Origin of the sequence: Acinetobacter sp. LCT-H3 (assembly GCF_001866125.1) — a bacterium.
Lineage (GTDB): Bacteria > Pseudomonadota > Gammaproteobacteria > Pseudomonadales > Moraxellaceae > Acinetobacter > Acinetobacter schindleri.
In genome coordinates, this window is record NZ_MODX01000002.1 from 13413 (window position 1) to 32271 (window position 18859).

16 protein-coding genes are annotated in these 18859 nt (G+C 44.1%); 10 read left to right on the forward strand and 6 right to left on the reverse strand.

Annotated elements, in window-relative coordinates; translation table 11 throughout:
• The first annotated feature begins 56 nt into the window (after positions 1 to 56).
• The 8 genes from BK820_RS01560 (at position 57) to BK820_RS01595 (ending at position 8569) form a co-directional block, all read left to right on the forward strand.
• On the forward strand, positions 57 to 2096 hold the full coding sequence (locus BK820_RS01560) for a UvrD-helicase domain-containing protein (RefSeq protein WP_004893324.1): 2040 nt from the start codon (positions 57 to 59) through the stop codon (positions 2094 to 2096).
• 46 nt (positions 2097 to 2142) lie between these two features.
• The gene (gene dut / locus BK820_RS01565) at positions 2143 to 2595 is read left to right on the forward strand and encodes a dUTP diphosphatase (protein ID WP_008305534.1); all 453 of its coding nucleotides are present in this window, start codon (positions 2143 to 2145) and stop codon (positions 2593 to 2595) included.
• Positions 2596 to 2827: 232 nt separating this feature from the next.
• Positions 2828 to 4246, forward strand: a complete 1419-nt coding sequence (locus BK820_RS01570) for a phosphomannomutase/phosphoglucomutase (protein WP_071319897.1) — start codon at positions 2828 to 2830, stop codon at positions 4244 to 4246.
• Between the two features lie 10 nt (positions 4247 to 4256).
• Positions 4257 to 5165, forward strand: a complete 909-nt coding sequence (gene argB / locus BK820_RS01575) for an acetylglutamate kinase (RefSeq protein ID WP_004893327.1) — start codon at positions 4257 to 4259, stop codon at positions 5163 to 5165.
• A 279-nt stretch (positions 5166 to 5444) separates the two neighbouring features.
• A complete protein-coding gene (locus BK820_RS01580; protein ID WP_071319898.1) occupies positions 5445 to 6293 on the forward strand; it encodes a class II glutamine amidotransferase in 849 nt (282 codons plus the stop codon).
• 275 nt (positions 6294 to 6568) lie between these two features.
• Positions 6569 to 7024 (forward strand): bacteriohemerythrin, encoded by a 456-nt coding sequence (locus BK820_RS01585; RefSeq protein WP_004893331.1) that lies wholly within the window; start codon positions 6569 to 6571, stop codon positions 7022 to 7024.
• 139 nt (positions 7025 to 7163) lie between these two features.
• Positions 7164 to 8243: an SLC5/6 family protein gene (locus tag BK820_RS01590; RefSeq protein ID WP_071319899.1), complete on the forward strand. Its 1080-nt coding sequence runs from the start codon at positions 7164 to 7166 to the stop codon at positions 8241 to 8243.
• Entirely contained in the window at positions 8243 to 8569 is a 327-nt protein-coding gene (locus tag BK820_RS01595; protein WP_004811128.1) for an RnfH family protein, read from the forward strand. Before BK820_RS01590 ends, BK820_RS01595 begins: the two co-directional genes overlap by 1 nt.
• A gap of 109 nt (positions 8570 to 8678) precedes the next feature.
• Here BK820_RS01595 and BK820_RS01600 read toward each other — a convergent pair whose 3' ends face one another.
• Complete coding sequence (locus BK820_RS01600) at positions 8679 to 9077, reverse strand: outer membrane protein assembly factor BamE (RefSeq protein WP_004811126.1); 399 nt, start codon at positions 9075 to 9077, stop codon at positions 8679 to 8681.
• 112 nt (positions 9078 to 9189) lie between these two features.
• On the opposite strand from BK820_RS01600, the gene fur reads away from it, so the two are divergent.
• Positions 9190 to 9627: a ferric iron uptake transcriptional regulator gene (gene fur / locus BK820_RS01605; protein ID WP_004811125.1), complete on the forward strand. Its 438-nt coding sequence runs from the start codon at positions 9190 to 9192 to the stop codon at positions 9625 to 9627.
• A gap of 76 nt (positions 9628 to 9703) precedes the next feature.
• Here fur and BK820_RS01610 read toward each other — a convergent pair whose 3' ends face one another.
• Entirely contained in the window at positions 9704 to 10825 is a 1122-nt protein-coding gene (locus tag BK820_RS01610; RefSeq protein WP_048881346.1) for a PilT/PilU family type 4a pilus ATPase, read from the reverse strand.
• A 32-nt stretch (positions 10826 to 10857) separates the two neighbouring features.
• Positions 10858 to 11895 carry a type IV pilus twitching motility protein PilT gene (locus BK820_RS01615; RefSeq protein ID WP_004811122.1) on the reverse strand — a complete coding sequence of 346 codons (1038 nt, stop codon included), beginning with the start codon at positions 11893 to 11895 and terminating at the stop codon, positions 10858 to 10860.
• A gap of 123 nt (positions 11896 to 12018) precedes the next feature.
• Here BK820_RS01615 and BK820_RS01620 point away from each other — a divergent pair, with 123 nt between their 5' ends.
• Positions 12019 to 12705: a YggS family pyridoxal phosphate-dependent enzyme gene (locus tag BK820_RS01620; RefSeq protein ID WP_071319900.1), complete on the forward strand. Its 687-nt coding sequence runs from the start codon at positions 12019 to 12021 to the stop codon at positions 12703 to 12705.
• A gap of 47 nt (positions 12706 to 12752) precedes the next feature.
• Here BK820_RS01620 and BK820_RS01625 read toward each other — a convergent pair whose 3' ends face one another.
• From BK820_RS01625 to BK820_RS01635, 3 genes are read right to left on the reverse strand one after another with little or no spacing between them, the layout of a single operon-like run.
• Positions 12753 to 13859 carry an acyltransferase family protein gene (locus BK820_RS01625; protein WP_071319901.1) on the reverse strand — a complete coding sequence of 369 codons (1107 nt, stop codon included), beginning with the start codon at positions 13857 to 13859 and terminating at the stop codon, positions 12753 to 12755.
• A 5-nt stretch (positions 13860 to 13864) separates the two neighbouring features.
• Entirely contained in the window at positions 13865 to 17470 is a 3606-nt protein-coding gene (locus tag BK820_RS01630) for an SbcC/MukB-like Walker B domain-containing protein (RefSeq protein ID WP_071319902.1), read from the reverse strand.
• 9 nt (positions 17471 to 17479) lie between these two features.
• On the reverse strand, positions 17480 to 18730 hold the full coding sequence (locus tag BK820_RS01635; protein ID WP_071319903.1) for an exonuclease SbcCD subunit D: 1251 nt from the start codon (positions 18728 to 18730) through the stop codon (positions 17480 to 17482).
• Positions 18731 to 18859: the final 129 nt, after the last annotated feature.

Here is an 18859-nt window from a genome sequence, read left to right on the forward strand (position 1 = left end):
AGGCAACTGAGCTTGAGCCGACTATAATCGGAGCCGAATCTAGAAGAGGAAGCACTATGTCACTCGCCAGTCAGTTAAATGACAAGCAACTTGAAGCCATGAAATATACTCAAGGACCCTTGTTAGTGCTTGCCGGTGCGGGTTCAGGTAAGACTTCAGTAATCACAAGAAAAATCGCCTACTTGGTCAAGCATTGCGGCATTCCGGCACATCGTATTACGGCCATGACCTTTACCAACAAAGCCGCACGTGAAATGAAAGAGCGAGTAAGTAAGTTACTCACACGTGAGGAAGGTAAAGGCTTATCAGTATCGACGTTCCATACCTTTGGTCTGAATCTATTACGTTTAGAGCTAAAACATACACCGCTGAAAAATAATTTCTCGATTCTGGATGCGGATGACTGTAAACGTATTCTGATGGACCTGATGCATCGCGATAACTTGTCCGGGGCAGAAAGCAAGGAATTGATCGCAAAAGCGATGAAGATGATTTCCGACTGGAAAAACGATCTGATTCCACCCGAGCAGGCTCATACCACGTGTGAAACTCAGGAAGATGTCCAGTTTGCACATTTGTATCAATTGTATGAACGTAACTTGCGTGCCTATAACGCCGTTGATTTCGATGACCTGATTGTGATGCCAACGCGTTTGTTACAGGAAAACGCCGAAGTGCGTGATAAATGGCAGAACCGTGTGCGTTATTTGTTGGTGGATGAATATCAGGATACCAACACCGCCCAGTATATTCTGGTGAAGTTACTGGTCGGCGTAATGGGCCAGTTTACTGCAGTAGGTGATGATGACCAGTCAATCTATGCCTGGCGTGGGGCTAAACCGGAAAACATGGCGCTATTACAGCAGGATTTCCCGAATCTGAAAGTCATCAAGCTGGAACAGAACTACCGTTCGACCAGTCGTATCCTAAAAGCGGCGAATACCGTTATTGGCAACAACCCGCATATCTTCGATAAAAAACTCTGGTCAGACAAAGGCCATGGTGAAGTGATTCGTGTCATCACTTGCCGTAATGATGATGATGAAGCCGAACGCGTAGTCAAAGATCTCATCACGCACAAGCTGATGAATGGTAAAAACTGGAAAGACTACGCAATTTTGTACCGCGGGAATTTCCAGGCACGTATTCTGGAAACCCAGCTGCGTCAGATGCAGATTCCTTACAAGCTCTCTGGTGGTCAGTCTTTCTTCGCGCGCGCCGAAATCAAAGATGTCATGAGTTACCTGCGTCTGATCATTAATCCAGAAGATGACAGTGCCTTCCTGCGTATTATCAATACACCGAAACGTGCCATCGGACCAGTGACGTTGGAAAAATTGGGTCTGTTTGCGCAAGAAAACAATCTGTCGCTTTTGGCCGCGGCAGCTGACCAGCGTCTGACCATGGCAATGCCAAAGAAAGCCACCACTCAGCTGGCTGAGTTTGCCGACTTCATCAATAACTTTACCCGCAATCTGCTGGATGATGATGAGCCAGTACCGATTATCCGCCAGATGATGGTAGAAGCCGGCTATATCGACTACATCAAGGAATCAGCCGCAACTCCGGCACAGGAAAAAACCAAGCTCGACAATATTGAAGTGCTGTATAGCAGTATTCAGAGCCTGATTAACCGTGCTGAAGATGTGGATGAAAAGAATATCGAAAGCGTGATCCGTAAGATGGTGCTGCTGGATATGCTGGAACAGCAGCAGGAAGCAGAAGATACAGATAAGGTGAATCTGTTGACGCTACATGCATCTAAAGGTCTGGAATTCCCTTATGTTTATCTGATTGGCCTGGAAGAAGAGATTCTGCCACACAAAAACTCGATCGCGGCAGAAACGGTTGAGGAAGAACGTCGTCTGATGTATGTGGGCATTACCCGTGCGCGTCAGGGCTTGACGATTACCTTGGCTGAGCAGCGTAAGGCTGGTGGTCAGATGAAGCAGATGACGCCAAGCCGATTCCTGGATGAATTGCCAGAAGATGAACTGGAATGGTTAGGCCGTAAGAAAAAGCTGGCTGGCAATATTGATCCGAAACAGCAGGCACAGCATTATCTGGATAATTTACGCGCACTGATTAAGCGTTAAAATTTAAGTAATTAATCTATTGATATTTTTCTACAGGAATAAAATGATGAAAGTACAGGTGAAAGTCCTTGATGCACGCCTTGGCAATGAATGGCCAATGCCAAATTATGCAACTACAGGTTCTGCAGGACTCGACCTTCGTGCATGTGTAAACGAAACTACAGTAATTGAACCAGGTCAAACAGTACTCGTGAAAACTGGTCTGGCTATTTATATTGAAGATCCTGCATTTGCGGGCCTGATCCTGCCACGTTCTGGTCTGGGTCATAAACATGGCATCGTATTGGGTAATCTGGTAGGTCTGATCGATTCAGATTACCAAGGTGAACTCATGGTTTCGGTATGGAATCGTAGCCAGACTGCATTTAGCCTGGAACCAGGTGAGCGTCTGGCGCAGTATGTCCTCGTCCCAGTGGTGCAAGCACAATTCGATATTGTGAATGAATTCGAAGCCACTGAGCGTGGTGCAGGTGGCTTCGGTCATACTGGCAAGAACTAATTCAAAAAGCCTACATTCAATAAAATGTGGGCTTTTTTAATGGTTGATAGAATAAGATTTATCCCATTTTTTAGCTGGCATTTATCCATTCGTTATATTTTTTAAATTGATTATTTATCTGAAATCAGCTAAAAGTACAGGGTCCTAGAACAAAAACTAAAGTTTCACATCATGGTGATGACACCTGATTTCTGAACTTATATTCTCCTATTTAGCAGTGAAATTACGATCTATGGGATTTATGCATCATCCATTCCCCATGCAAATCTTTCGTGCTTATGACATTCGCGGTAAGGTTAGTTTACTCAATGTCAGCATGGTAAATGCCATTGCACATGGCCTGGCCCAGCAGTATCAGTCTGCGGGACAGACACGTGTCGCGATTGGTTATGATGCAAGGCTATCCAGTCCGACCTATTCCCATATTATCCAGCGCACCTTAAGCCTGTATGCGATTGAAGCGCACATTATTGGCTGCTGTTCTAGTCCGATGCTGTATTACACGTCACGTGAATTTGGTGGCAACGGTATCATGATTACTGCAAGCCATAATCCACGAGAAGATAATGGCATCAAGTGGTTGATTAATAATCAGCCCCCATGTCCTGAAATGATTCAGGCGGTAGGGCTGGAAGCTCAAAAATATTATTCAGATGAGCTGCAGCAGGTAGACTGGATTGAACATGAGATTATTCCAGAATATTGTCTCAAATATCAGCAGTCCATTCTCAATGATATTCAACTGAAACGTCGTTATCGGGTCGTACTGGATGGGTTGAATGGTTCAGCGGGGCGTTGTGCGGCTCTGGTATTGAACAAGCTTGGTTGTGATCTGACGACAATCAGAACTGAAGCGAACGGTCATTTTCCCGATCATGCGCCGGATCCCTCACAGGAAGCTCATTTACAGCTGTTAAAAGCAAAAGTTTTAGAGACGAGAGCCGACCTCGGAATTGCCTTGGATGGTGATGGTGATCGACTGGTACTCATCGATGCAGATGGGCAGGTTATTACGGCTGATCAGTTGTTATGCCTATGTGCGGAAATTTGTCTGAAAGATACGGTTGATAAAGAATTTGTCTTTGATGTGAAATGTTCTACCCTGGTTCGTAATACGGTACAAGCGCTGGGCGCTAAGCCGGTCATGATCCGCACAGGAAGTTCTTTCCTGCGGAAGTATCTGGCGAATTCTCAAGGACAGGCGATTTTCGGTGGTGAATATGCCGGACACTATGTCTTCAATGATGGACGTGGCGGCGGTTATGATGATGGTGTTTATGCGGCACTCAGAGTCATGGAGTATCTGGATCAAACTGGACAGACACTGGCAGAAGCACTGGCACGTTATCCAAAACGTACGGGTACTGAGGACCTGTATGTTTCGACGCATCAGATTAAGCCACTAGAATTACTTGACTTTGTTGAAGCACAATCACGTAAATTAAACGCGCAAATTAGTAAAATTGACGGTATACGTCTTGATTTTGATGATGGTTTTGGCATCATTCGAGCATCCAATACAGGTGAATACTTCACAGTGCGTTTTGATGCGGAAAATCAGAGCCGCCTGAATGAAATTCGTTACCTGTTCGTTTCGATATTACGTGACCGCTATCCAGCGATCGCCCAAGACATTTTAGATGCTCAATAAGGAGAGGCGAATGCCAAATCAACAGACAGGCATCGACAAAGCACAAATTCTGACTGAAGCTTTGCCGTATATTCAACGCTTTGCGGGTAAAACCCTAGTGGTGAAATATGGCGGTAACGCAATGACCGATCCTGAGCTGGAAAGTTCATTTGCTCGTGACATCGTGTTACTGAAAACTGTAGGTCTGAATCCGATCGTGGTACATGGTGGCGGTCCTCAAGTCGATTCTATGCTGAAACAGCTGGGCCGTGAATCTGAACGTATTGATGGCATGCGTGTTACTGATCCTGCAACCATGGAAATCGTTGAAATGGTGCTTGGCGGGAGCGTAAACAAATCGATCGTTAATCTGATCAACAAACATGGTGGACGTGCCATTGGTCTGACCGGTAAAGACGGTAACCTGATCCGTGCACAAAAACTGCTGATGGAAAAAACAGCAGAAGATGGCTCGATCCAGAAAATTGATTTGGGTCTGGTAGGTGAAGTGGTTGGTGTCAAAACTGATGTACTGGAAATGTTTACCAATAGCGATTTTATTCCTGTGATTGCACCGCTGGGTGTGGATGAGGAAGGCAATACTTACAATATCAATGCCGATCTGGTTGCAGGTAAAGTGGCTGAAGCCTTGGGTGCAGAAAAACTGATTCTGCTGACCAATATTAGCGGTGTGCTAGACGAAAATAAAAATCTGCTGACTGGCCTGACCACTCAGGAAGTTGATCGCCTGATTGAAACAGGTGTGATCTATGGCGGAATGATTCCGAAAGTGGGTTGTGCACTCGATGCCGTGAAAGGTGGTGTCATCAGTGCGCATATTGTGGATGGCCGTGTACCGCATGCCAGCCTGCTAGAAATTTTCACTGATCATGGTGTTGGTACCCTTATTACCAACCGTGTAAAGTCAGCCCATCATTAATTTAAATGATTCAATGATAAAAAAGAGTCTCAATCGGGACTCTTTTTTATGTCTTTTATTTTTAGCTCTTGTCTTCTGAAATCATCATAATTTTTCTTGAGCAGAACCCTGTTGTCTTGAAAAACAGCTTGAACCAGATTTATCTCTTTTTTAAAATAAAGCATAAAAAAACATTCTTTAGCATTTTTGGCGCATAAGATTGCATGGATCAAGATTTGAAAAGCCCCAGGGACTCATGCACAATAACTGCATAAATACTCCGATACCTGAATGAAGATTATGTGCCAGCTGCTTGGAATGAATTGTGCGACACCAACAGATATTACCTTTTCATTTCGAGGCTTTTCACAGCGCGCAGGGATTACTTCAGATCATGCCGATGGTTTTGGAATTGCTTTCTTTGAAGATAAAGCCTGCCGTTTATTTGTCGACAACCAGTCTGCGGTTGAATCACCGATTGCCGAGCTGATCCGCAATTACCCAATCAAATCACGTAATGTGATCGCACATATCCGTAAGGCGACTCAGGGTAAAATTAATCTGGAAAATTCGCATCCTTTTAGTCGCGAGTTGTGGGGACGTCAGTGGATCTTCGCGCATAATGGTGACCTGCATAATTTTTTTCCAGAGCTCTCAGGCCGTTTTACGCCAGTCGGTAATACCGACAGTGAACGTGCTTTCTGTTATCTGCTTGATCAGTTAGTAAAGCGCTTTGGTTATCATGAGCCAAAACAGGATCAGATCTTTGATATGCTGACCGAGATTTCGCCATCCATCGCCGAGCATGGTACTTTTAATTTTTGTTTGTCCAATGGTCAGGCGCTGTTTACCTATGCCATTACCAAGCTACATTGGCTGGTGCGTGAATATCCATTTAAGCCTGCACAACTCATTGATATTGAGGTAGAAGTCGATTTTAGTCAGGTAACCACACCCGAGGATCGTGTCGCTGTGATTACCACGGAACCCTTGACCCAGAATGAGGAATGGACGGCTTTCCAACCCGGCGAGATGATTCTGTTCCAGCATGGAGCAAAAGTGCGTTCTCAACTGACCCACGTAGAGCGTCTGGAACGTGAGCGACTGGACCCTTCGCTCAAACGGGTAACACGTGCAGATCAGTACTGATCTCGAAGCTAATAAAGACAGTGAAAATGCTGTCTTTTTTGTTTAATATTCATGTAAAAATCAAAGATTAATAATAGCTTATAACTCTTATTGGTTAATTAATATCTGATCTTTTTGCTCAGAATAAATTAATTTTAAATATATATAACAAATACTTAAATATAAAAATACAATTTTACCACTAAAGCCGACTAATTCACTTCATTTTTATTTAAACCAATACCCTATATGCTTCAATTTATGTGATAAATCCTCAATATTTATAGGTGGTCGTAATGAAAATGAAATGGGTTCCAGAATACAATACTGGTATCGATGTGATTGACGATCAGCATAAACGAATTCTCGATTACATTAATGAAATCGACGAAATTGATGTCAATACAAATCGTGCGCGTGTCAAGCAAATTCTAGAAAATATTATCGATTACACACAATCGCATTTCACTTTTGAAGAATCACTTCAAGAAGAGGCGGGTTATAAATATCGTGTACCGCATAAACGCGTGCATGATCTGTTCATTAAAAAAATTGAGTCGTATCGTGACCGTTTTGAAATGGGACATTCGATTGAAGCTGAATTGCATGAAGTATTATCTAAATGGCTGATCAACCATATTCAGCATGATGACGCGGATTATGTGGGTGCGGTGAAGGAAAACATGATCGGCCTGATCAAAGAAAAAGAAAAGAAAAAGGGCAAAAACTGGTTCGCTCGTTTCTTCTCATAAAGCAATTTTTCCCTATAACAAAAATTAAAGTCTAATGATTATTTTGCGCAGCAAATCATCTTCGGGTGGTTTGCTTTTTGTTTTTGATTTTCACCGCTATGCAAGGCAAAATAGCGCTAGATTTTTATAGGAATGCATCATGCAGGACAATGCTATGTCAAAATGGTTATCGCCTCTGATGGCTTTTTGTTTATCTTTTCTTATTATTGCGACCCTCGCACCAATAACAGGTATTCAGATTGATCGTCAGCTTGATTTCTGGATGTTGTGGTTAGCGACAATGCTGATCCTGGCGCTTCCAGTCTGTTATCTGGAAATTGCTTTAGCGAAACGTTCCAAGACCACCGCATTACAGGCATTGTCGAGCCTGACCCGTGAGGCAGACAGTTCGCAGCGTTGGCGTATTGTCGGCTGGCTGGCTGTGGTGTTTATTCCATTTCTTGCAGGTGCAATGCTGAATCATGCCTCTAACGTGGTATCGATTGCCAATCTTGAAGTGCAGCAACCGGCCATCCTGGCTGGATTGGTGATTGCGGCTTTGCTGTTGTCTTTAGTTCCACGTCTAATTCTGGTGGGAATTACCACTGTAGGCGTGATTGCATCCTTGGTCCTTGCCAATGTCATGGGTACAGCACTGCCTGAATGGCAGGTAACTCCGGTACAATTCTCTGAATGGGGTAACGCAACAGTACTGGCACTGGTAGCCAGCGGGTTAGGCATGGGCTTGTACTGGCAGTCTAGTTTGGCTGCTGTCAAACAGCAGGATGTAGCGACCAAAACAGTATTACCGATCTGGATTGCACAACTGCTTGCAGTAATTGCTTTTGGTTTCTTCGCGGTAAAAGCTGAAGTACCTGCATTTGCCTTGATCGCTGCAATTGTAGCTGCGGCTGCACTGATGTTACAGATGGCGCGTGAACAGCTGCAACAGCGTCAGATAAATGTCATCATTCAATGGGTAATTGTGGCGGTGGCAACACTGGTCTGGTTGATTCCAAATATCACACCGGTATTTAATAACCTGCTGATCCTTTGGGGGCTGGTGATCAGCCTGATCTATGCCTTGTTTGCTGGTTGGATCATGAAGATCAGTCATCTTCGTAAATCAATGAATTTCAGTTCAGAGGCGTTCTATAATATCTGGCGTATTGCAGTTCGGGTGGTATTACCAGTGTCGATTGTTGTGGCCATTATTGCAGTGTTAGGGCAGTGGTTCTGATGAATCAGTCAGCGTTGATTTGGGTGGCGTATGCTGCCCCTGAGCAACAGTTTCATATTGCAGTACCGTTTCAGCAGGGCATGACTGCACTGGATGCAATTGCTGCAAGCGGCATCCGCGATCAGGTGGAATTGCCTGAACCTTTGAATCTGGGAATATTTGGCGTGCGCTTGCAGGATCATGCACAGCTTTTGAATGCTGGGGACCGTATAGAAATTTACCGTGCGTTGATCATTAATCCTAAGGATATTCGCCGTAAACGTGCAGCGCAAAATCCTGTAGGACGTTATAATAAAGGTAATCGGTCCAAGCTGTGGCAATCTTGAGGTTGATCAAATGCGTCATAAAATCGGCAAAATGCCAGTAATTTGATAAACCTATGCAGTTAATTAGAAAAACCCCTAGAAATACAGGGGTTTTTTTATGGAAAAGCGATTATAGTGGTGGCGCTGTCAGAATCGCTTCTTTTGAACCAGGTAAACCGGGTTGTGACGCTGGAATGGTTTCTAGACCTTCAATGCGCTCTACAATACCGTTTGGATTGAAGTAGATTTTTAAGTGCTGACCACGTGCAGCAGGAATGTTGGCTTTTTTAGCATAGGTTCCTGGGGTATAATTGTAGATGTAGTCCCAGCGTAATGGATTTAAAGGATCTGTCACTGTTGGGCTGCCAAGTAGGAAGCGGACCTGTTGGTGGCTCATTCCCACCTGGATTTTAGAGGCTTGTGCTTGAGTTAAAGGTGTTCCTTGAGGAATATCAACTTTGTACACACCTAAGGTCGAACAGCCGACGAGCAATGAAGTGACGAATAACGTCAACATGATTTTTTGCATTTTGCTACACTATCCCAAATTAATTATGATGCATTTGATCCAAGGATAGATCATACTGCATCTAAACTTTGTTGCATATTCCAACTTTAATTTTGTTGAGAGACCTTTTTACATGCCTATTTCAAATCAAGATTTACGCAAAGCTGGACTGAAAGTTACCCTGCCTAGAATTAAAATATTAGAACTATTAGAAAACTCACGTCAGCACCATTTAAGCGCGGAAGATATCTACAAGACTTTACTCGATCAAGGGGAAGATGTGGGTCTTGCAACTGTATATCGTGTGTTAACACAGTTTGAAGCAGCGGGCATTATTCAGCGTCACCACTTTGAAAATAATCATTCTGTATTTGAAATTATGCAGGATGATCACCATGATCACCTGGTATGTCAAAACTGCAATAAAGTTGTTGAATTCACCAATGACGTGATTGAACATGAACAGCACGAAGTTGCGAAAAAATTCGGCTTTGAATTAACAGGCCACTCACTGAATCTGTATGGTTACTGCGATGAACCTGAATGTCAGGACGCTTATCGTAAAAAATAATGCCAGATGTTCTTGGATATAAAAAACAGGCTTCAAAGGAAGCCTGTTTTTTTTATATGAGGATGATGACTTAATCTTAAGATTGCCCATCAAAGGTAATATTGCTGCCGGCATTCATCAGATGTGCACCACCTTCTTCGGATAGCTTGATTTGCAGACGCAGATCGTTTGGAGAGTCGGCATGTTTCAGCGCATCCTTGTAGCTGATCTGTTTGGCCTTGTACAGGTCATACAGTGCCTGGTCAAAAGTCTGCATTCCAAGTTCACGTGAACGCTTCATCAAGTCTTTAATTTCATGCACATCACCTTTACGGATCAAATCTGAAACTAAAGGTGAGTTGATCAGAATCTCAATTGCGGCACGACGGCCTGTGCCATCAATGGTTGGGATTAGCTGCTGTGCCACCATCGCTTTGAGATTTAAAGACAAGTCCATAAACAGCTGGTTATGACGGTCTGCTTCAAAGAAGTGAATAATCCGGTCAATGGCCTGGTTGGCGTTATTGGCGTGCAGGGTGGCAAATACCAGGTGACCGGTTTCCGCAAAGGCAATGGCATAGTCCATGGTTTCACGGGAACGGATCTCACCGATCAGAATCACGTCTGGTGCCTGACGCAGGGTATTTTTCAGGGCGATTTCAAATGAATCTGTGTCGATCCCGACTTCACGCTGGGTGATGATACACCCCTTATGCTGGTGCACAAATTCGATCGGGTCTTCGATGGTAATGATATGACCTTTGGAATTTTCATTACGATAACCAATCAAAGAGGCGAGGGAAGTCGATTTACCGGTACCCGTTGCGCCCACAAAGATGATAATACCGCGTTTGGTCATCGCCAGTTCTTTCAGAATTGGCGGTAACTTTAAATCATCCATAGTAGGAATGACGGTTTCAATACGACGCAGAACCATACCCGGCTGATCACGCTGCTGAAATGCACTGACACGGAAACGTGCTGATTTGCTGGGATTGGTAATCGCAAAGTTACACTCACGTGTATCGGCAAATTCTTTGCGCTGTTTTTCCGTCATAATTGAATGCAGAATCTGGCCTACTGCTGGTCCAGGTAATTTGACTGATCCAATCGGTACAATTGAGCCATTCACTTTAATTGAAGGTTCGACATCTGCAGTAATGAACAGATCCGATGCCTTTTGCGCCACCATATAGTCGAGTAAGCCGTTAAAATCCATACTTCGTCCCCGAGAAAATCAAAAACATTTTTTTATAGGAAAGATTCAGGCTGTTTAGCAGCAGTACGCGCAACTTGTGGGCTGATCACGCCTTTAGATACCAGTGTTTTCAGGCTCTGATCCAGCGTAGTCATACCATAGTTGGCACCGGTCTGAATGGCAGAGTACATTTGAGCAACTTTGTTTTCACGGATCAGGTTACGGATGGCCGGAATACCGATCATGATTTCATGTGCAGCGACACGACCACCACCATTTTTCTTGAGCAGGGTTTGTGAAACGACTGCTTGTAATGATTCAGACAGCATGGCACGAACCATGTCTTTTTCTTCGGCCGGGAATACGTCGATTACACGGTCAATAGTTTTAGCAGCGGAAGTTGTATGCAGGGTGCCAAACACCAGGTGACCGGTTTCAGCAGCAGTGAGTGCCAGACGGATGGTTTCAAGGTCACGCATCTCACCCACCAGGATAATATCCGGGTCTTCACGTAATGCAGAACGTAATGCTTCATTGAAACCATGCGTGTCACGATGCACTTCACGCTGGTTGATCAGACACTTTTTGGATTGGTGTACAAATTCAATTGGATCTTCGACGGTCAGAATATGGTCATAACGGTTATCATTGATATAGTCCAGCATCGCTGCCAGTGTCGTTGATTTACCTGAACCGGTTGGACCAGTGACCAGTACCAGACCACGCGGATAGTCACAAATATCTTTAAAAATCTGCCCCATGCCCAGATCTTCAATGGTTAAAACTTTAGAAGGAATGGTACGGAATACGGCACCGGCACCACGGTTCTGGTTAAATGCGTTGACACGGAAACGGGCAACGCCAGGAACTTCAAAGGAAAAGTCAGTTTCTAGATTTTCTTCATAGTCACGGCGCTGTTTATCGTTCATGATATCGTAAACCAGCTTGTGCACTTCTTTATGTTCTAGGGCAGGCAGGTTAATACGACGAACTTCACCATCAACACGAATCAGTGGTGGCATCCCCGCAGATAAGTGTAAATCTGACGCGCCATTTTTAGCAGAAAATGCTAATAATTCTGTAATGTCCATAAAGTCCCCAAAGGCATTTAAATGTTATTTATTTTGATAGAATAATAAGGCTTTCCCACAGCTTAACCAACACTTAGTTGGGGGGCAAGGGAAAAAAATATGAACGAAATGAGAACTCCGTCAATGAAAATGTTGCAACTCGCACGAGATCAGGTATTGGCCCAAATTCACACTGCATGTCAGCAGGCTGGTCGTGATGAACAGACCGTGCAGCTGCTGGCTGTTTCAAAGACACATCCAGCGGAAATCTTGGCGGAAATGTATGCAGCCGGACAGCGCAGTTTTGGTGAAAACTATTTGCAGGAAGCGCTGGATAAGATTGAAAAGTTGCAGGATCTGGAGATTGAATGGCATTTTATTGGGCATGTTCAGCGGAACAAGACCAAGCATCTGGCAGAGAAGTTTGACTGGGTACATGGGGTAGATCGTCTGATCATTGCTGAACGTCTGTCTAATCAGCGCGAAGATGATCAAGTACCCCTAAATATTTGTCTTCAGGTGAATATCGACGGGCAGGATACTAAAGATGGCTGTCAGCCAGATGAAGTCGCAGATCTGGTCGCACAGATTAGTCAGCTGCCCAATTTACGTTTACGTGGGCTGATGGTGATTCCAGCGCCGGACAATACAGCGGCTTTTGCCGATGCCAAGGATTTATTCGAAACGGTTAAAATGCAACATGCCAAAGCTGAGGATTGGGATACTTTAAGCATGGGGATGTCAGGGGATATGACCGAAGCGATTGCGGCAGGTTCAACCATGGTGCGGGTCGGCACCGCCTTGTTTGGGGCACGTCCTAAAAAGAATTAACGGATCTATATTTTTTAGACAGGTTTTTAGAATTGTTAAGAAAAGTGTTATTGCATTGAGCGGGATAACGCTTTTCTTTGTTGTGGTTCGAGTAATTTTGCCATTAAGCTAGCCAGTAGAACTAAAACCAGCATAGTCGCAACTAGGGCCAGAACAGCACCCCCTAGCCCATAAGCACGGCTTTGTGGAAAGCAGCCCAAAATAAACAGTAGTAAAGGAAAATGAGTCACATAGAGGGTATAAGAAAAACTCGCGGACTTTACCCAGACTGGTTGATAATAACTGAGTTTTTGTTGCAGTTGAATCAGCCAGCAGACAAAAGCCAGTCCTATCAACGTGTTAAATGGCACAAAATAGTTACCACGATAAATTTTAGCCTGATCGATCATATGAAAGTGATAGGCGTCTCTACAGGCAATGAAAAAAGCCAAGCTTAGGCATCCCAGTTTGAGTGAATTCAAATGATTTAAGACATACTGTTGAATATGACCAAATGAACTGGCAAAGGCTGTCAGCCATACAAGCAAATAAATCAGAAATTGGGGATTAAGTGCGGTAAGTGTAATTAACACTAAAGCAAAACTGAGTTTGGCAATAACAGAATGTTTTAAAAAAGGCAAAAAGCCCGCCAGCACATAAAACCAGACCTCAAAACTTAAACTCCATAGTGGCGCATTGGCAGATAGCGTGGGCGTCACAAAGCCATTTAAAAAGAACAGTGAACCCAGAAAATTGTCCCACTCCAGACTATAGGTGGTACGAATCATCATGCCAAAACTGTTTTGAAACTGATGTGTATGAGAGCTAAAGAAGTAAGGTGCCAGAATATATAAAGTTAAGGTCAGAGCGAGGGCAAACAGGAAGGGCGGTAAAATTCTACGGCAGCGATGCCGGATATAGTGAGACAGATTAAACTGGCTATTTTGCTGGATATTATTCTGTATAGAGGTTCCGATCAGATAGCCACTTAAAGCAAAGAACATCATCACCGCGGCCTGACCAAGCAGCCGAACCCAGGAATAGAGTGTTAAATCAAAAGGGGCGATAAAAGCCTGAAAGCAGTGACTAAATAGCACCACAATTGCACTCACTCCACGCAAGCTTTCTAGTTGTAAACTGAATTCAGCTGAAAATCTGCGTGAAGTCATATTCATGAGCGCTAGCCTATAATCTGAATGGTGCTGGCACCAGAGCCAATGGGTTTAACCTGAATCTGGACTGGAATCCGTTCATGCATTTCCTGGATATGTGAGATCAGCACCACTTTACGGCCCTGGCTTTGCAGATGATCGAGAGCATTCATCACCATATGTAAGGACGCTGGGTCAAGCGTTCCAAAACCTTCATCAATAAATAGCGATTCCAGCTTCATCGAGCCAGACGCCATATTGGCAATGGCCAAGGCTAAGGCGAGTGATACCAGGAAAGTTTCCCCACCGGACAGCGAAAGTACAGGGCGGACCTCACTGTTCATATCCAGGTCAATAATCGCCAGACTCAGACTGTTCGGAATACGGTGCAGCTGATAGCGTGGAGCCAAAGGCTGGAGTTGCTGATTGGCATATTCAACCAGAATATCCAGATGATGTTCCTGGGCAATTTTCTGGAATTTGGTGCCTTCTTTATGTCCAATCAGGTCATAAATCCGACCCCAACGATATTCCTCAGCCTTAATCTGTTCAATCTGATGCTGGTATCTGGCATACATACTCTGGTTGTTGGCATTCATACGCAGTTTGGCATCGGTTTCATTCAGTGTTTCTTGTTGTGCTGTCTTTTCCTGTATCAGTGCAGCCAGTTTTTGTTCAATCTCTTCAAATTCATGTTCAGGCTGCAGTTTTAAATGTGCCTGATATTGTTCTTCGAGTAACTGCCATGCGGTTTTGGCATTTTCCAGTGCCTGTTTTTGATTGGATAAATCCTGGCGGATACGTTGATGGCTGATGAGATCAATACCCAGCCATTGTTCAATTTGCGTCGTAGTCACCTGTGGATGGTTCTGCTGCCAAGCCTGAATACTCTGCTGATATTGCTCAAGTTGCTGATCAATCTGCTTTTGTTGGGTTATAAAATCCTGCAACTTAAGATTGGCCTGATGCAGCTGTTTTTCTGCCTGACTGGTTTGTTGTCGCTGGATGTCTAGTTGCTGTTGCAAAGCTTTGGTTTGCTGATCCAAAGTCGTCTGCCACTCTGCAGCTACCCGATATACTTGTCCTGCATGTTGCCCGGTCAATTCAGCTAGTTGCTGGCGTAAGTCCTTACCTTGCTGGATAAGTTGCTCTAAAGACTGGTGGCGTTGCGCAAAATTCTGCTGTTCAACTTGCAGCTGATATTGGGTTTTATCAACTGCTTGTTGCTGTGCTTGCAGCTCAGATTCCAGTTGCTTTTGCACATTTAAATGCTGCATGCGTTGTTGTAACTGTTGTTGTAGAGTGGATAACCATTTTATCGGATCCTGAGATGCAAAGTTCTCAGGCAATACATTGATTAGGGGTTGAATAAGCTGGTCCAATTGGGTCCGCTGTTGCAGAACCAATTGCAGTTGATGTAAGTGTTGTTGTTGCTGACGCCATTGCTGTAATAGCTGCTGTAACTGCTGTTCCTGTTGTTGCAACTGTTCAGTCTGCTTCACAATATTATTAATGTGGTCTTTTAAAAGTTGGGTTAAACGATTTAAGTCATTTTCATTCTCAGTAATAACCCCTAAATTCGCCAGCTGCGTTGTATATTCAATCTGTTGCTGCTGAATTTGCTGCTGGAGTGCTTGCAAACGCTGCTGTTGCTGTTCAATCACAGTTTGCAGCTTTGAGATTTCAATCTGTTTCTGCTGCTGGGTCTGACTTAGCTGATCGAGCTGTTGTCTGGCTTGCTGTAATTGCTGTTCCTGTAGCTGACATAAGCTTTTGTCCAGTAGCTCATGTTGTCCTTGAGTAAAAGGATGTTCATGACCGCCGCATACCATACAGGGTTCATCAGGTTTTAATTGGGCACGCAGTTCCTGCACGCTTTGTGTATGCAATAAACGCTGCTGAGCTAAAATCCGCTCTAGCTGTTCATAAGCCTGTTGTTCAGATTGAATCTGTTGCTGCAAAGTCTGTTCGGCATTTTGCAGTAATTTCAGCTGCTGTTGCTGGGTATTTATAGAGGTTTGTAGCTGCTCTGACTCTTGAGATTGTTGCAGAGTCTGTCGTAAGCGTTGCTTTAGCCCATCAAGCTGAAGCTGTTCGGTATAATGCTGTTGGAGGGTCTGCTGAACAGATTTAAGTTGCTGGTCTAACTGTTCAATACTTTGATGTTGCTGGATCCAGTGGTTGAGCTTGGCAGATAATTCGGTAACGGTTTTTTCCAGTGCAGACAAAGGCTGATTTAGGCTTTCAGGATTTTTTTGCAATAGTTGCTGATACTGCTGTAAATAGTCCTGCATACGTTGCAGGGTACTTTGCGGCTCCTGATCAAAAACACTTAAAAATTCTGACTGGGTTAACTGCTGAGTAATCTGCTGCTGTTTAGCCTGAGCATGACTTAAGGCCAATTGCTGCTGTGCTAACTGCTGTTCTAGGGGGTGTAGGTGAGTAGTTTGAAACTGATTTTGCTCCGTATTCAGTTTTTTATACTGTTCAGATACCGTATGGATAGCATGATCCAGCTTTAAACCTGCTTCCAGATGTGGCTTGATCTGGTCTAAATGCTGCTGAAATTTCTGCTGCTGTTGCTCCAAGGCTACTAGTTTGGTTTCTTCTTCAGTAAAGCGTTTTTTTAGCGTTTCAAACTCAAGGGTGAATTGTGCCTGTTGTTGCTGAATCTGAATTTTTTTCGGTTCTAAACGGGAATGCTGAATAAATTGATCACGGATAGACTGGAATTCATCCAGCTGTTCCAGTAATTGTTGCTGTCCTGCAGATTTATTTATGGCATCCAACTGGACATCATACACTTCTTTTTTTGCATGGACTTCGGCATACAGCTTATGTCGGTCCAGATGCCATTTTTTCTCATTTTCTAGCAGTTTTTCAGATTGCTGAAGATTCTGTAATTGTAAAGACAGCGCCGTCTGTTGCTGTTTTAAGGCGTTAATATCTTCTTCGGATAGGGTTTCAATATGTCCAATCAGCTTTTCCAGATCACTGCGCTTATTTTTTACTTCACTGAATTTTTGTGCTGCTTTTTGACTGACTACACTGAAAATTTGTGAATTGGTCAAATATTCCAGCAGGTCTGCACGTTCATGATCTTTGGCTTTTAAGAAGGCTCCCACTTCAGACTGGGCAAGCAGGACAGCACGGGTAAACTGCTCAAAGCTGAGTCCAATCAGTTTTTCAATAAGTGGCGTGACTTCGGATATTTTTTGGGTGAGCGTGGTGTCATCATCAAGGCATTTGATATAACGGTCGACTTTTAGATTGCCATCAATTTTATTGCGGGCACGGCGGATTTCCCAACGGGCAAGATAGCGCTTGCTATCCAGCGCAATAAATTCCAGTTCACTAAAGCCGGTGGTTGTGCCACGACGCAGAATATTTTTAGAATCTTTGATGGAAACATCCTGTCCACCCGTATCTTTAAGACTGCCAGTTGCACCTTTTAAACGTGGAATTTCGTTATACAGTGCCAGACACATGGCATCCAGCAGGGTAGATTTACCTGCACCAGTTTTACCGGTAATGGCGATCAGGCCGGCATGTGCCAACGGGCTATCATCAAAGCGAATATCATGAGTGCCTGCCAGAGAAGCCAGATTGTTTAAACTCAAACGTAAAATTTTCATGGCATTTCCTTATGGCTGCTGCACATCAATATCTTGCTGGGCTTCATGTAGCAGCTGCAGGAAATCACGCTTTACCGAGTCATCCGGATCATAACCCATCTTTTCCCAGAGGTTACCGAACAGGGATTCCGGGGTCGGAGGCGCCAGATCAATTTTAGAAATGTGCGTGCTTGAGTCCGCTACTTGCTGATAAATCCGGGAAATACGTAGCAGTCGGTAACGGTTTGGCGGCAAAGCCTGTTCAATCTGCTGTCTGAGATCTACTGGGGGAGGCGCAGTGGTAGTGTATTCAATTTCCAGGAAATGGCGTGCAAACAGCTGATCAATTTCACCATTCGGCAAGGCCTTGACTTGGTCAATCAGATCATTGAGGTCGGCACGAATCCGGAGCAGATCTACAGTGCGTGGAATGATTAGAGGCTCATATTGAAAGCGTTGTTCATCTGACTGCATCGGGTCAATTCGTACCTCTACAACCTGATGTTTATAATTCAATTCACTAAAAGACAAAGGAATAGGCGAGCCACTATAGCGGATATGTTCCTGACCGACTTTCTGTGGCTTATGCAAATGCCCTAACGCGACATAATCAATACCATCTTCAAAAAGCGCCGTCGATAAGGCTTCTTCATGTCCCACTACAATCGGACGTTCTGAATCCGAAGTTTCTCCGCCTTGCATATGCGCATGTGACATCAGAATCAGCGCCTGATCTGGCTGTTTACGTGCCTTGGCTTCAGCGATCAGTTGTTGATGCAGATAGCTAATCGCGTTTTGACTGTTGGTGGTATGTTCATTCAGTCCGGTAATTTCGGCACTACGCAGATAAGGCAAGGCCAGGCACCAGGCTACAATTTTCTGTTCAGGGCTATAAATCGGCACTATCAGACGATCCAGATCCAGCTGGTTATTTTCCTTGCGGCTGATGACACCGACTGCACGTGCATTGAATTTGGCAAGAAAAGGCTCAACCTGCTCGATGCGATAACCTGAATCATGGTTACCGGCAATCATCAGGGTTTGCATGTGCGGTGCCAGTGCATGGGCACTGGTTAAAAATTGATAAAGCTGTTTCTGAGCGCTGGAGGACGGATTGATGACATCAAAGATATCGCCTGCAATTAGCAGGGCATTTGGCTGTTTTTGTTTAATTTGTTCCAGCAACCAGCTCAAAAATTGGCGATGTTCAAATTCACGATCATGATTATGGAAAAATTGCCCCAAATGCCAATCTGATGTATGTAGAAAATGAACTGCCATGTCCCCTGAGCCTATAAAAGTTTAAACACCCTAAGTGGGTAAAAGCATGGATGAAACCAGCAAAAATCTTACTTCCGAAGCAGGAATGATCGTTTTGGTCTGGATGAAAAATATCAGTATAGTGAGCTC